The following is a 13,640-nucleotide window of genomic DNA, read 5'->3' as shown; positions in this document are numbered from 1 at the left end:
TTTTTTTAGGGCGGCTAGAAGCTCATGGAATCATGTTCCATCCCAGCACTCCCACCTCTTCCCGGTGTCCACTTACGCCGTAACTCACGTGGACTCATGTCCATCCATGCACGAGTAAAGCGGCTGAGTCCATTCTGACTCTGGAAGCCCAGCTGGCTCGACACCTTGATGAGCGGGATATCAGGATTAGTGAAAAGCACACGTGCGCGGTGGCGACGGACATTTTCCAGTAAATCCTGAAATAACAGCTCTTCTTCAGAAAGTTTACGCTGCAATGAACGCGGGCTCATAAAAAGCTGAGCAGCAACATATTCCAAAGTGACCTTTTTTTGGCCCAAGCCTTTCGCAATGATCAGCTTAACTTTCTGCCCCAGAGAAACCGGAGAGGAGTCGGAAATAAATCGACGCAGCTCTTCCCCTTGCCCTTCAATGTAGGAATAAAGCGGCTTGTTAGCTTCGGCAGCATCAAAGCGCAAGGCAATTTTGTAGCCTTCAGAAACCATCGTGGCATCGAAGAAGGCCTCGTAACGTGACTTCATCGCTGTGTTGTAATGAACCAGTTCCACCGGCTTGATCGGAGATGCGGTGACAAAACGGCTCAATGTCAGCAGTGTCGAGAGATTCGCATCGACCAGTCCAATGGAAATATTCTCAAAGTCCTGATTCGGCACAAGGGACACTTCGACCTTGCCATTACGCTCCTCAATGACCACTTCACCCAGATTACAGATCCGGTGATAGTTATCACTGTAGGACTGAAGCGCCTTACGCAAACTGTTCTGCGCCAACACTTCCAGCGAGAGACTGTTAAAGCTCATTGGATGAAGATGGAGACCCACATTAAGGCCAAAGTCAGGATGAGTCTTCTCTACTTCCTTACACATCATACGGAGCTTTTCAGCATCCATGACGGCAGTAGGATGACTCAAATCCTCTTCCTTTAAGCCAAAACGCGCAAAGAGCTCACCGGCATTTAAACCCAAGCTCACCAGCGTTCGGTAAACGCAGGCGACCCAGGCGGAATTCACATATTCACGCATAGTCTATTTGCCCACCTGTATCTCTTGAACCAGAACCTGATACACCTTCCTGGGATTCTGTTCCAGAGTAACAAATTTAGCTGCTCATCCCTGAGTAAGCATCCTCACTAACCAAAACCATCACGCTCTAAGTAGCAGAGTTATTCTGATACTTATTTAATACCAGCAGGAGTGCGGTGATCCAAGCACTCGCCTTAAAAATCACCCTCTGGCTTTATAGACCTTAAATCGAGAGTTTTCACTGACAACATGCACCTTTCTGAAAGACTCCGCAAGCCAGCTTTCATAGGGCAGGAAGCCATTTGCGACCAAAGTCAGATCCCCATCGAAGTGTAAATGCTTTCTCGCAGCCTTAATCAACTCAGCCGCGGGTCGGAAATCCAGCTTTAACCCGGTATGAAAAGGCGGATTGCTTAGAATCACATCATACTTACCTTCTGCTTCACTCCAGGCATTGCTGGCAAAAACACGAGCCACAACACCATTTGCTTCGCAAGTAAGGCGACTACTCTCCAAAGCCAGCGCATTAACATCGAGCATTTCCACCGTAAGACCGGGCTTACGACTGGCAACAACGGCTCCAATGACACCGGCGCCACAACCAAAATCCAGACAACGACCAGACTCCGGCAGCGATACGATTTCAAGCAGCATTTTAGTGGCTTCATCAAGTTCAGCATGGCTGAACACCCCCGGATAACTCAGTACTTTGTAGCGCTCTTGCTGTACTTCGATATCCAGTGTTGATAGCCACTTCGCGGCATCAAAAGTCATAATCGCGTCAGCTGTCTCTATTCTGTATAGAGTACAGCGGCGGGCATTGTCCAGTTTAATCACCTTCTGGCCGCATAGTTCTTCTGCTATGGTCTGAGCACTTTTGACACCACCCTGATGCTCGCCTGCAATAAGAATAACCCCTTTAGGACCAAGGATACTGGCCACCGCTGCCAGCAGCATGCGCCCTAGCTCTTTCGACTTGGGCCAATACAGCAGCGCACTAGAAACGCCAGGCTCTGCTTTCGGGAAAGCAGCAAAATAGGAGTTCAGGCCGGCAGCTTCAAACAGCCCATGCACCCGAAAGTCCTGAGTGAAAAACGTGGCTGAAGTTTTATAGTCCTGCCAGCCCGCCAGCTCGGGAGGGTTAACAACCAGAAGTGGTTGGTCACCCAAAAGTGACTCATTTCTCCACAGCATCTGGTTGACCGGCATCCAGCTATTACTTGCCGACATGTAAACTCCTTAATGACTAAATTCTGATCTCAGACGAGACTTCGACACATCTGAATCTCAGCATCGTACTGAATGGCGATACATGAGCGCACTACCTTTTAGCTGAACCCGGGTAAACAGTAGAAAAATCAGTATTGTCGCCGTTTGCGCGACACCCGCCGAGAGCCTGTCTGTTTTTGGCGACACATCTGCAGGCCACGGAAAATCAGGAGATCTGTTTAAAGCCTTCACCCTCAGCAAACCACTCGTCGCAAATTTGCGACGCTTTTCAGTGATTTGCGGACATTAAACCTGATCAACCGACAAAGCAACAGAAGAATACGCGCAAAAAAAACATTCAAACCATTGTTTTATAAGGACTTTTAAAAAGCTGGCACGCACTTTGATATATCTACTGTGACGCAACCGCAAACGCGGCGCCAGACAGAAGGTTTCACCCCAAACCGACTGCCACAGCCACCCCGGAACCTTCCGTCTGGCAGCGTCCATTTGAAAAGGAATTTACCCTTAGGGGTCCCAGGGAATGTGAGTGCCTTGCGCCACACGGCAATCACTACGGGAATCAGAGATGAAAGTGAAAGAGATTATTTTAACTGCAGGTTTTCTGGTGACAGGAATGGTCGCCACTGAAAACGCATGGAGTGCAGCAGATATTCTCAGGGATCTTTTCACTCATCTTGATAGCAATCATGACCATTTGTTATCCCGGCAAGAGGCAAAAGCATTGCCAGCCGTTGAAAAAATGTTTGATGCGCTGGATCAGGATAGAAATAAGAAAATTTCCATGGAGGAATTTATCTCCCTGAACCATCTTGCAAATAAATGGCAAACCGAAGTCTGCAGGACGCAGCAGCGTGCAGCGCAAAGTGACTGCCAACAAAAACGGGAATGGATTACCGCCCGCAATAATTAAGCTCATGAGGCTTAAAGAATTGAGTTTGGGTGATTATGGATGATTGCCCTGTCTGTCCCCCCGGCAGACAACGACAGGATGTCAAAAGTGCGCGACAGGAGGCTCTTTCTCCCCGGAGGAGTCCTCCGCTCCAGCAGGTTGCGGGGGTTGGTGTATAGATGCAACCAGACAACGACAAGGAGTCACTGTCTGGCAAGGAAGACGCATGCGCCCAACCCTTCGCAACCTCGTTCTAACAAGGAAAGTAATCCTCAGGGACGAACTCAATGTGGATGAGTTCACTTTTTATTCAGGAACAGGTGGAATACACCACCTTGCCAGGGCGAGGGAGCATAAATGAGCCGATTAACCTTTGCATTACCATTGCTTCTAGTTTCAGGCAGCGTACTTGCCGGCGAAGCATTTTATCAGGTCGATGCCGACCAGAACGGTATCATCTCGGTTCAGGAAGCCCAGGTGAGCGAGTCACTTAGTCTCCAGTTCGCTCAGTTGGACACCGATAAAGACGGTGTACTCAGCTCGGAAGAATTCGCCAGCTTTCAGGGCTAGATCGTCACCCCTTGCCTTCTTGCACACAGCCCGCTTCAGGGCTGTTGTGTTTCCTGCCTCAGGCATTACCCTAGACAATCCTTTTTGATTCTCCGCGACCTCTCTGCATGGAACGCCTGAATGCCGCCTGATAACACTCAACCTCGCGATAACTGGCGTCCCCGAACGCTTCTCCAGATGGTTTTTCTGGGCTTCTTTGTGGTGATGGCGCCTTTGCTCTTCCTGATTTACCAAACCACGCTTGCTCTCGATCACGTATCAACACAGATGCAGGCATACAGCCAGAGCGCACTTCAGGTAACCCAACGCGGCCAACAACTGGTCTCTCTCTCTGTTGAGCTTGAAAGGACTGCGCGCCAGTATCAGGTGGTAAAAACGGATGAACTACTCAGCATTTTTACCCAGCAACGACAGCGCTTTATAAAACAGCTACAGATTCAGCGAGAATCTGTCCATGAGCTGGCACCACTGTTTGACCAGCTAATGATCAGCCTTGATCAGCTTCCCCCTTTACTGATGCTGGACACTCCTGCCACCACGCCCGAACTCAACGCCTTACTTGATCGTATCAATGATCAGGCCGAAGCCATGCGTGCAGGTGCAGACACGGCGATTAACCAGCAGCTGGATGCGCTGAATCACTTCAATGAAGATGAGCGAAATCGCCTCCTGATCAGTGCAACAGTGTTGATGGGGACAAGCTTGCTACTGATGGTTCTGGCGAGTTTAGTGATTACCCGCCCTGTTCGTCGCCTCGAAAAAATGATCACCCTCTTGGGACAGGGCAAACAACTGTCCTCCAAGCCTATCGGAGGCCCTGCCGAGTTATCGCGCCTGGCAGGCAAGCTCCATTGGCTGGACAGCCAGCTCAGCACGCTGGATCAACAGAAAAAGCAGTTTCTTCGTCATATGTCACATGAGCTGAAAACGCCGCTTGCTTCCATGCGCGAGGGAACCGATTTACTGGCAGAAGGCGTATTAGGCCCTCTCAATGATAATCAACAGGAGGTGGTTGGGCTGATGCAAAGTAACAGCCAGCAATTGCAACAGCTTATCGAGCAGCTGCTGGACTACAACATGCTTCACCAAAGCCTGCCAACCTCAATGTCTAGCGTGGCGATACCCAAACTTTTTGACGACTTACTGGCTCGCTACCAACTGACCATGAACCAAAAGGTCATTCATTGCGAGCAGGTTGCTGGCCCGGAAAGCTGGAACGCCGATGAGCACAAACTGCGCCGCTGTCTGGATAACCTGATCTCTAATGCCGTTCACTATGGCAAGGACGATGGCAAGCTTCTTATCGAATGGAGCGAGAAACGCAACCACCTGATAATCGATATCGCCAACACCGGGCAGCCCATTAGCGATACTGACAAAGCCCGTATCTTCGAGCCTTTCTATCAAGGACAGGCACGACGTCATGGGCCATTGAAAGGCTCTGGCATCGGCCTGAGTGTTGCCCGTGACTGCATTGAGGCCCAAGGGGGCAGCTTGACCCTGCAGACCAAAAACGGGTTTGATGTATGCTTTCGTGTAGAGCTTCCTCATACGAGCGACTCTGCGGCAGTTAGCGCCTATGTGGCGCACCAACAGGATGCCTGAGCTCCATGAACTCGCTTTTATACCGTCTGTCGTTTGTCACTCTCGCTCTCTCACTGGCTGGCTGTGGCGCCCTGCAAAGCAAGATGACCAAGCCCGGCACTGGCGCCAGCGCCGCCGTCTGTTCCGAACACAATCTGACTCCCGGCTCCGACGCCTGCGATGCTTACGAGCTTCAGAACATGGTGAAGCTTCAGCGCCAGGTTGATCCTATGAATTACGTTAAAAAAGAGCGTTGGATCAAACAGCAAGGCAAGTCAGGCTGGCCTGACCCGGTGCTGAAAGTATTGGCTTATACCTCAAGCGATGCCACGTTAGAGCAGCGTCGCCGGGTCAATGACCTAATGAAGCAACTACCCTCTGACTTGCGTGGCAATGACCGAGACTTACTGGTGATTCTGCAGGAGTCCAACCAGCAGCAACTCGGGCTGATAAAACTGATTCAGGACGCCCACTCCAGTACCAAAGATCAGGAAGCCAAGATCGCCGAGCTGCAAGGAAAAATTGATGCCCTGACCGCCATTGAGCAGCAATTGGCACCCGCAGAAGATATTGCCCCCGCAAAACCCTGAGAACCTTAGTAAGTTATGACTCAAAGCCGTACTGTTCTTCTGGTTGACGATGATCCCAGCTTGTTGACGCTGCTGACCATGCGCCTCACCGCTAATGGATATGAAGTGGTCTCCACAGAAAATCCCTCCAAGGCATTGGGGTTAATTAATCAGCACCAACCCCACGCTGTGATCTCTGACTTGCGCATGGACGAGATGGATGGCCTGACCCTGTTTGGCCACATCCAGTCCCAGCACCCTGCCCTGCCGGTGATTCTGCTCACCGCCCACGGTTCTATTCCTGAGGCAGTTGCCGCTACCCAGCAGGGTGTCTTCAGCTTTCTTACCAAACCCATCGACAAGGATGCCCTGTTGGCGACTTTGAAAGATGCCTGCAGCCATTACACAGGGGCACAGTCAGGTGAGAGCTGGCGAGAGGCGATCATTACTCAAAGCCCGTTAATGGAAGGCGTTCTGGATCAGGCGCGGCGAGTGGCAGAAGCTGAAGTCAGTGTTTTAATCAGTGGAGCCAGTGGAACAGGTAAGGAGCTGCTGGCACAGGCGCTTCACCTGGCCAGCCCGCGACGGGATAAACCCTTTATTGCCATTAACTGTGGCGCGCTCCCTGAACAACTCCTGGAATCTGAACTGTTCGGCCATGTCAAAGGGGCTTTTACTGGTGCGATTACCCAACATGAAGGCCTGTTCAAAGCGGCTCACGGGGGCACACTGTTTCTGGATGAAATTGGTGATATGCCTTACGCCCTGCAGGTCAAGCTGTTGCGAGCATTACAAGAGCGCCAGATTCGACCACTAGGCAGTACCAAGGCGATAGATATTGATGTTCGTATCGTTTCAGCGACTCATCGTGACCTGCAAGCGGCTATTGATGATAAAGAGTTCAGGGAAGATTTGTTCTATCGGCTGAACGTCGTCAACCTGCGCCTCCCTACTCTTAAAGAGCGCGCGGAAGATATTCCCTTACTGGCCAAGTTCTTACTGACTCGCGCCGCAACCGGCACCCGTAATTATGTTAAGGGCTTTTCCACACAGGCGATGGCGATGTTAAGTGCAGCCTCTTGGCCGGGAAATGTGCGCCAACTGGTGAACGTCGTCGAGCAATGTGTGGCGCTGACCAGCACTCCCATCATCACTGAAGGCTTGGTGGCTCAGGCACTCACCTCTCAGACAGAGGCTTTCCCCTCCTTTATAGAGGCTCGCTCTCAGTTTGAGCGAAACTATCTGATTAAAGTACTTAAGCTGACAGAGGGCTCTGCAAGTCAGGCAGCGAAGTTAGCCGGCCGTAACCGAACCGATTTCTACAAACTACTTTCCAAGCATGAGCTTGAACCTGCTGACTTCAAACCGGGCGGCAAAGAACATACCTCAGCAGACTGAACATGTTCAGGCAAGCAGCCTGCAAAAACGAAACGAGCCGCAAAAGCGGCTCGACGATCAGTCAGTTAAAGAGGACGCAACAGAGATCCAGTGTTAGAACCTCAGCTACCCTCATCTGAGGGATAGCGTGTCTCTTTCAGACTGTCTTTGATTTTCTTGAGATGACCATGGAAATCGGTGCCGCGACGCAAAATCACACCGGTAGAAAGCACATCCAGCATGGCCAGATGAACGATTCGCGAGCTCATCGGCATATAGATATCCGTATTTTCATCCGGTGAAACAGGCAAGGACAGCGTACATTCCTTCGCCAGCGGTGAGGAAGGTGTGGTGATACCCAATACAGTGGCACCGCTCTCACGGGCAATCTGAGCCACTTCTACCAGCTCACGGGTTCGGCCAGTATAAGAAATGATCACAATAGTGTCGCCGCGCTGCGCCGCCGAAGACACCATACGCATCATCAACACATCATCGTAGGCGGCAACAGGAATGTTAAAACGAAAGAACTTGTGCTGGGCATCAAAAGCCACCGGGCCAGAAGCCCCGAGGCCAAAGAAAATAATTTGCTTGGCCTGAATCAGAAAATCGACGGCACGGTTGATCAGTGTCGGATCAAGACGCTGACGGGTATGCTCAAGCGCCTGGGCGGTCGCCGCAAAGATTTTATGTACATATTCTTCAGGGCCATCTTCAGCTTCTACATTCTGCCCCACATAGGGGGTTCCGCTGGCCAGACTTTGCGCCAGCTGCAGCTTGAAGTCAGGAAAGCCGCGGGCACTAAAACTGCGGCAGAAGCGGTTAACTGTTGGCTCACTCACACCGGCACTTTGAGCCAGCGCTGCAATACTGGCGCGAGTCGCAGTCTGAGGATCTTTCAGGATCACCTCAGCCACTTTACGCTCGGAGCGATTCAGCGTATCCAATCGGGCACGGATTGCTTCGAGCAAATTGGAAAAACCGTTACTTTGCATGGTGTAAAAGTACCTGAGCCTTGAAGTCACACCACAAGGACGTTACGTGCCTCATGCGCGATCAAACTGTATAGAGATGCCCGATGCGTCGGACAGGAAGAAATACTACTGCAACCTGTCAAACAAGTGCGCAGATAAAAACATTTTTTTATGCCGACTTACCAACTCAGGCATAAAAAGTATCAGCATAATACTGGTTCAGTATCAGTATGACCACATGACTGGAGCCTAAGGTCTGGTTTTCCCTCATTAATTTAGTAAGATTACTAACTTATGGGACATGCTCAGGCTTGGGATACGATTAAAAGCCCAACATACGCTAAAAATTACTACTTGGTGCCTTATGTCAGTGAATAGTCAACACGCCTGTAACCTGGCGCTTTTTGGTGCGCTGGGGGATTTATCCCGTCGCAAATTGCTAAAAGCCCTCTACTTTCTTGATGATGCCGGACTGATTCATGATGACACCCGCATCATTGGTATCGCCCGACAGGAGATGGACGACGCTGGTTTTATCGACGTCGCCAAAGAAAACCTGGAACGCTTCATTAAAGCCAAAGAACTGAAAAAGAACGTTCTGGAGCGATTCCTCAAACGTCTGTCCTACGTCACGATCGACATGACGGAAATCAGCGGCTATGAAAAGCTGGCTGAAAAACTCAAGGGCGACGATAAACCCATGATCGCCTATATGGCGACCCCCCCCAGCGTGTTTGGGGATATCTGTTCCAACCTCGACAAAGTCGGACTGAACAAGTCGCCCAACCGCGTTGTTCTTGAAAAGCCTCTGGGTAAAGACCTTGCTTCCTCACAGGAAATCAATGATGTCGTTGCGGCCCACTTCGGAGAAGAACAGACCTACCGTATCGACCACTACCTTGGCAAAGAAACTGTTCAGAACCTGATAGCGCTTCGTTTTGCCAATAACCTTTTTGGCTCCCAATGGAATCAGAACCACATCGATCACGTGCAGATTACGGTTGCAGAAGAAGTCGGTGTTGAAGGTCGCTGGAGCTACTATGACAAGTCCGGCCAGATGCGAGACATGGTGCAAAACCACCTGCTACAGCTGCTCTGCCTGCTGGCGATGGACCCACCCTTTGATCTCTCTGCCGATGCGATTCGTGATGAGAAGCTGAAAGTCCTTCGCGCCCTGAAGCCTATCACCACCGAGACGATCAACACTCACGCCGTGCGCGGCCAATATGTTGCGGGTAATCACCAAGGCAAGCCGGTTCCGGGTTATCTGGAAGAGGACGGCGCTAACCTTGAGTCCCACACCGAAACCTTTGTGGCCATCAAAGCTGAAATCAGTAACTGGCGCTGGGCCGGTGTTCCCTTCTACCTGCGCACAGGCAAGCGCCTTCCAAGCAAGGTGTCAGAGATCATCGTGCAGTTCAAACAGCAGCCGCACTATATCTTCGCTCCTGACCAGCGCAATCTGGCAGCCAACAAGCTGGTTCTGCGCCTGCAGCCAGACGAAGGCATCAGTCTGCAAATTGCGACCAAGGATCAGGGTCTGGACAAAGGCATGCGTCTTCGCAGCGGACCACTGGATATCAACTTCTCTGAAGCCTTCAAACAAGACCGTACTCCGGATGCTTACGAGCGTTTGCTGCTTGAAGTCATGATGGGAAATCAGTCCCTGTTTGTACGTCGTGACGAGGTCGAGTACGCATGGCGCTGGGTCGATCAGATCATCGATGCCTGGGATCAGTCCAATGAACCACCCAAGAAATACCAGGCCGGTAGCTGGGGCCCTGTGTCCTCGATTGCCCTAATCAGCCGAGATGGAAGAAGCTGGAATGAAGATAGCTGAGCATTTTAACGGGCGCTTTAACGCCTTTGATAACGCCGACGCCCTGGCCAGTGCACTCAGCAGCCGCATTGCCACTGACTTGGGTAAAAGCGAAAAGCCCACGCTGGCAGTATCCGGCGGGCGCACCCCAACGCTGTTCTTCCAGAAGCTCTCTAACATTGAGCTGAACTGGAGCCAGACAAGCGTGACGCTGATTGATGAGCGCTGGGTACCTGAGTCTCATAAAGACAGTAATGGTGCACTGGTAAAGGCCAACCTTCTGCAAAGCAATGCCGCGGCGGCACGCTTTGTACCGATGTTCCGCGAAGGTGAGCAGAGCGAAGCACTGGCCGAGATTCGCGCCGATGTGGCTGCTTTTCCTGCGGCACTGGATGCGGGCGTACTGGGCATGGGTAACGATGGACATACCGCGTCCCTCTTCCCCGAAGCCAGCACGCTGCCAGAAGCGATGGATCTGAATCAGACCGAGCGCTGCCTGTTTGTGCAGCCGCCAGAGGCGCCTCATCTGCGCCTGACGCTGAGCCGTGCCTATATTCAAAGCGCCAACGCGCTGTACCTGCATATCCAGGGCGAGGACAAGCTCGCCACTCTGGAACGTGCACTTTCTGACAATGATGTAATGGCAATGCCAATTCGGGCATTCCTGGATCTTCCCCAGCTGGAAATCTTCTGGTGCCCCTAAGCGGCCATTATTGAAGTATCACTACAGGAACCAATGACTATGACGTCTTCCAGTATCAGCCAGAAAATTGACGCCCTGTGCGCCAGTAATCCCATTGTCCCGGTAATCGTGGTCAACAAGGCAGAGGAGATCCTGCCGCTGGCTCGCGCGCTGAAAGAAGGCGGCATCACTGTGCTGGAAATCACCCTGCGCTCTGATGCAGCCATTGAAGCTATCGCGCTGGCTCGTAAAGAGCTGGAAGGCGTTACCGTTGGTGCAGGCACCGTAATTAATGCACAGCAACTGGATGCCGTAATGGAAGCTGGCGCCGAGTTCGTCGTCACTCCTGGTGCTTCAGTGAAGCTGCTAAAAGACGCCAAGGCGCGCAATACCGTTTTGCTGCCCGGCATTGCCAGTGTCTCAGAGATTATTAACGGGTTGGATGAAGGCTACGATCGCTTCAAGTTCTTCCCTGCCGAAGCGGCGGGCGGACTGCCCTTTATAAAATCTCTGCAAGGGCCGTTCTCACAAGTTCGCTTCTGCCCTACCGGCGGAATCGGCCTTAAGAACTATCAGGAATACCTGAAACAACCCAACATTATGGCAGTGGGCGGCAGCTGGGTTGTACCAACTGATGCCGTTGAATCGGGTGACTGGGCACGCATTACTCAAATCACTCGTGAAACCATGCAGACATTGAAAGGCTGAAGACTTTTTCGTGCTTATGAAATACAAAAAGGTGGCCTATGCCACCTTTTTTGTTGTTACAGAGATACCCTGACCAAGGATAAAACATGTCCAGCAAAGTTTATTGCGTCGCTCAGTTCCAGCCAAAGGAAGGTAAGCAGGAAGAGCTTTTTGCCATTCTTCAGGCCCTTGAGCCCAACACACTGCGCGAAGATGGCTGCATTAGCTATCGCGTTACCCGACAGGTAGAAAGCCCCTTTGCCAACGGCGAAAGCTTTCCTATCGTTTTTCATGAAGTCTGGGCAAATACCGCCGCGTTTGAAGCACATTGCCAGCGCAAGGAAATTGTCAGCTTCTTTGAAAACCAGTGCGTGGCGGATGATGGTCTGGTTGCCAAGAATAACGTTTGCGTCTACTCCGATGAGCCAGCCAACTTTGATGCACCTATTTTGAAGTAAGATCCGGAAAGGCTATTGAAGCCGCCGGATGCGGCGCCAGACTGACTGTAGTCTGCGCCGCCTGACTGCATTCACAAAAGCACTTTCAACTCAGGCCGCGATAGCGATCCTTACGATGGTTCATCGCCAGAATCAGGTTAAGAATAACGGCGCCCACAATCGACAGGCCGACCTGAGTCAACGGCACGACAGTTAACGATGCCAGAACAATGCAGCAGTCAACGCCCATCTGAAACTTGCCGGCTCGCAAGCCGGTTTTATCCTGCAGATAGAGCGCAAGAATATTCACCCCTCCTAAGCTCGCACCATGGCGGAACAGCATCAGGAAGCCTGCTCCCATCACCGCACTCCCCACAATCGCTGAGTACAAAGGACTAAGCGCCTCGAAGTGAACCCATTGAGGCGTCACTGTCGAGAAAGCAGACACCAGCGCCACAGCCACAAAGGTTTTAAGCGTAAAGCGCCAACCCATGCGGCGAATGGCCAGATAGTAAAAAGGAAGATTCAGCACAAAGAACCAAAAGCCAAAGCCCATACCGACGCTGTAATGAAAGAGAAAACCCAGACCAGCCGTGCCACCTGTAAGCAGCTGACTGTGGCTATAAAAAGTCACTCCGAGAGCGACAAATAGGGTTCCCAGTACGATTGCCAGCACATCTTCGAGCACTGAATGCTGAAGAGAATTTGATTCAGACATAACCACCTCGAATTTCATTGCTCACAATTCTATTGCTGAACAATTTTATTGCAACATGGTCACCAATTTAAAAAACAGCTCTCAACCGCATCTGCACACAAGAAAGGACCTTTCTCTGAACAAGGAAATATTGAGTGATTATTCAAAGGAAGAGACGTGAGACGACTAATGCCGAAACCAAGAGCAGCCGGATAAAGCACCGGCTGCTCTTTTCAATAATTACTGTTCTTCTGCAGACGGCTCTGCATCCGCTGCCTGAATGGCCGCACGCAGTTGCTGCGTCAGCTCTACCGGGAAGTGAATATTACCCTCTTCCCACACAATACAGACCCCAACATCAGGATGAATCATCCCGAGCAGGTCGCCGCCAAATACCTTGATCGCAGAAAGCTGATTATTACCCGCAAAGACATCGCCCAGGCGATCCATCGAGTCACCCACTACCACCATCGGCTGATCATGCATTTCAATAATGTAGAACTGGAAATCCTCGGTCGTCACTTCCTGTTTTGCATCATCCATCTCGACCAGTACAAAAAACTCGTATCCCAAAAATGGCGCAAAAAGTGATTCTACCGTGCTTTGTCCGGCCTTAACTTGTGCAATCAGGGCTGAGAATGATTCCGACATGGAGCAATAACACCTTTTAATCCGGGCTCACTAAATCTTGCGAGCGGCTAATCGATAACACTGTATCGAAGCCTATCATGAGCAGGGACTGACTTCATGAGCCACTTTTTTCAACCTTTCACGACAGCTAGGGAAAAACCTTAAAAAACGGCGGTTTTGATGGAACGATTCAGCAACTTTCCCCACACACCCTCTATTGGTACCCCTGTGGCTTTTGTAATGACAATAGACCTCGCAACAGCAGTCTAATAGCGACTGCGACTATGGTCTGAATATTGCAATTGCCTGCAGCATTCCTCCTGCTTTTCAGCGATAATATGCCGGTTTTTTGCCCACCGCTTGGGCCTACTGGCTGATTCGATGCGCCTGATGGCGCCTGTGCGTCATGAAAGGCTCTGGGTTTACTGACGTGTTTGGTAAACCAACGCTGC

General features: G+C 51.1%; 14 protein-coding genes. 9 read left to right on the top strand and 5 right to left on the bottom strand.

Translation table 11 applies throughout. From position 1 onward, the window contains the following. Positions 1-14: 14 nt before the first annotated feature. Together ACKC9G_RS11740 and ACKC9G_RS11735 are read right to left on the bottom strand one after the other, a co-directional pair. The gene (locus ACKC9G_RS11740) at positions 15-1,040 is read right to left on the bottom strand and encodes an AraC family transcriptional regulator ligand-binding domain-containing protein (protein ID WP_411405533.1); all 1,026 of its coding nucleotides are present in this window, start codon (positions 1,038-1,040) and stop codon (positions 15-17) included. A 201-nt stretch (positions 1,041-1,241) separates the two neighbouring features. After that, the gene (locus ACKC9G_RS11735) at positions 1,242-2,270 is read right to left on the bottom strand and encodes a methyltransferase (protein WP_411405531.1); all 1,029 of its coding nucleotides are present in this window, start codon (positions 2,268-2,270) and stop codon (positions 1,242-1,244) included. Between the two features lie 568 nt (positions 2,271-2,838). Between ACKC9G_RS11735 and ACKC9G_RS11730 the strand changes: the two genes are divergently transcribed. The 5 genes from ACKC9G_RS11730 to ACKC9G_RS11710 all read left to right on the top strand — a co-directional run bounded on the left by ACKC9G_RS11730 (position 2,839) and on the right by ACKC9G_RS11710 (position 7,283). Next, positions 2,839-3,183, top strand: coding sequence for a hypothetical protein (locus ACKC9G_RS11730; protein ID WP_411405529.1), 345 nt, complete (start codon positions 2,839-2,841; stop codon positions 3,181-3,183). Between the two features lie 336 nt (positions 3,184-3,519). After that, positions 3,520-3,732 (top strand): hypothetical protein, encoded by a 213-nt coding sequence (locus ACKC9G_RS11725; RefSeq protein ID WP_411405527.1) that lies wholly within the window; start codon positions 3,520-3,522, stop codon positions 3,730-3,732. Positions 3,733-3,852: 120 nt separating this feature from the next. Continuing rightward, entirely contained in the window at positions 3,853-5,337 is a 1,485-nt protein-coding gene (locus tag ACKC9G_RS11720; protein ID WP_411405525.1) for an ATP-binding protein, read from the top strand. A 5-nt stretch (positions 5,338-5,342) separates the two neighbouring features. Continuing rightward, the gene (locus ACKC9G_RS11715; protein WP_411405523.1) at positions 5,343-5,906 is read left to right on the top strand and encodes a hypothetical protein; all 564 of its coding nucleotides are present in this window, start codon (positions 5,343-5,345) and stop codon (positions 5,904-5,906) included. Positions 5,907-5,921: 15 nt separating this feature from the next. Further along, positions 5,922-7,283 (top strand): sigma 54-interacting transcriptional regulator, encoded by a 1,362-nt coding sequence (locus ACKC9G_RS11710; RefSeq protein ID WP_411405521.1) that lies wholly within the window; start codon positions 5,922-5,924, stop codon positions 7,281-7,283. A 101-nt stretch (positions 7,284-7,384) separates the two neighbouring features. Here ACKC9G_RS11710 and ACKC9G_RS11705 read toward each other — a convergent pair whose 3' ends face one another. Beyond that, on the bottom strand, positions 7,385-8,257 hold the full coding sequence (locus ACKC9G_RS11705) for a MurR/RpiR family transcriptional regulator (RefSeq protein ID WP_411405519.1): 873 nt from the start codon (positions 8,255-8,257) through the stop codon (positions 7,385-7,387). A 343-nt stretch (positions 8,258-8,600) separates the two neighbouring features. On the opposite strand from ACKC9G_RS11705, the gene zwf reads away from it, so the two are divergent. From zwf to ACKC9G_RS11685, 4 genes are all read left to right on the top strand, one after another. After that, on the top strand, positions 8,601-10,076 hold the full coding sequence (zwf, locus tag ACKC9G_RS11700; RefSeq protein WP_411405517.1) for a glucose-6-phosphate dehydrogenase: 1,476 nt from the start codon (positions 8,601-8,603) through the stop codon (positions 10,074-10,076). Then, entirely contained in the window at positions 10,063-10,758 is a 696-nt protein-coding gene (pgl, locus tag ACKC9G_RS11695) for a 6-phosphogluconolactonase (RefSeq protein WP_411405515.1), read from the top strand. The genes zwf and pgl overlap by 14 nt, the downstream gene beginning before the upstream one ends. A 39-nt stretch (positions 10,759-10,797) precedes the next feature. Further along, positions 10,798-11,445, top strand: coding sequence for a bifunctional 4-hydroxy-2-oxoglutarate aldolase/2-dehydro-3-deoxy-phosphogluconate aldolase (locus ACKC9G_RS11690; protein ID WP_411405513.1), 648 nt, complete (start codon positions 10,798-10,800; stop codon positions 11,443-11,445). Between the two features lie 86 nt (positions 11,446-11,531). Then, positions 11,532-11,882: a putative quinol monooxygenase gene (locus tag ACKC9G_RS11685; protein ID WP_411405511.1), complete on the top strand. Its 351-nt coding sequence runs from the start codon at positions 11,532-11,534 to the stop codon at positions 11,880-11,882. Between the two features lie 85 nt (positions 11,883-11,967). On the opposite strand, the gene ACKC9G_RS11680 is transcribed toward ACKC9G_RS11685, so the two are convergent. Then, complete coding sequence (locus tag ACKC9G_RS11680) at positions 11,968-12,579, bottom strand: YitT family protein (protein ID WP_411405509.1); 612 nt, start codon at positions 12,577-12,579, stop codon at positions 11,968-11,970. Positions 12,580-12,798: 219 nt separating this feature from the next. Further along, a complete protein-coding gene (locus tag ACKC9G_RS11675) occupies positions 12,799-13,209 on the bottom strand; it encodes a hypothetical protein (protein ID WP_411405507.1) in 411 nt (136 codons plus the stop codon). Between the last annotated feature and the right edge of the window lie 431 nt (positions 13,210-13,640).

The sequence above is a fragment of the Pokkaliibacter sp. CJK22405 genome (assembly GCF_046614695.1).
In the GTDB taxonomy this organism is placed as follows: Bacteria; Pseudomonadota; Gammaproteobacteria; order Pseudomonadales; family Balneatricaceae; genus Pokkaliibacter.
Note: the sequence above shows the minus strand (reverse complement) of the source record. Positions and strands in the feature narration are given on the sequence as shown.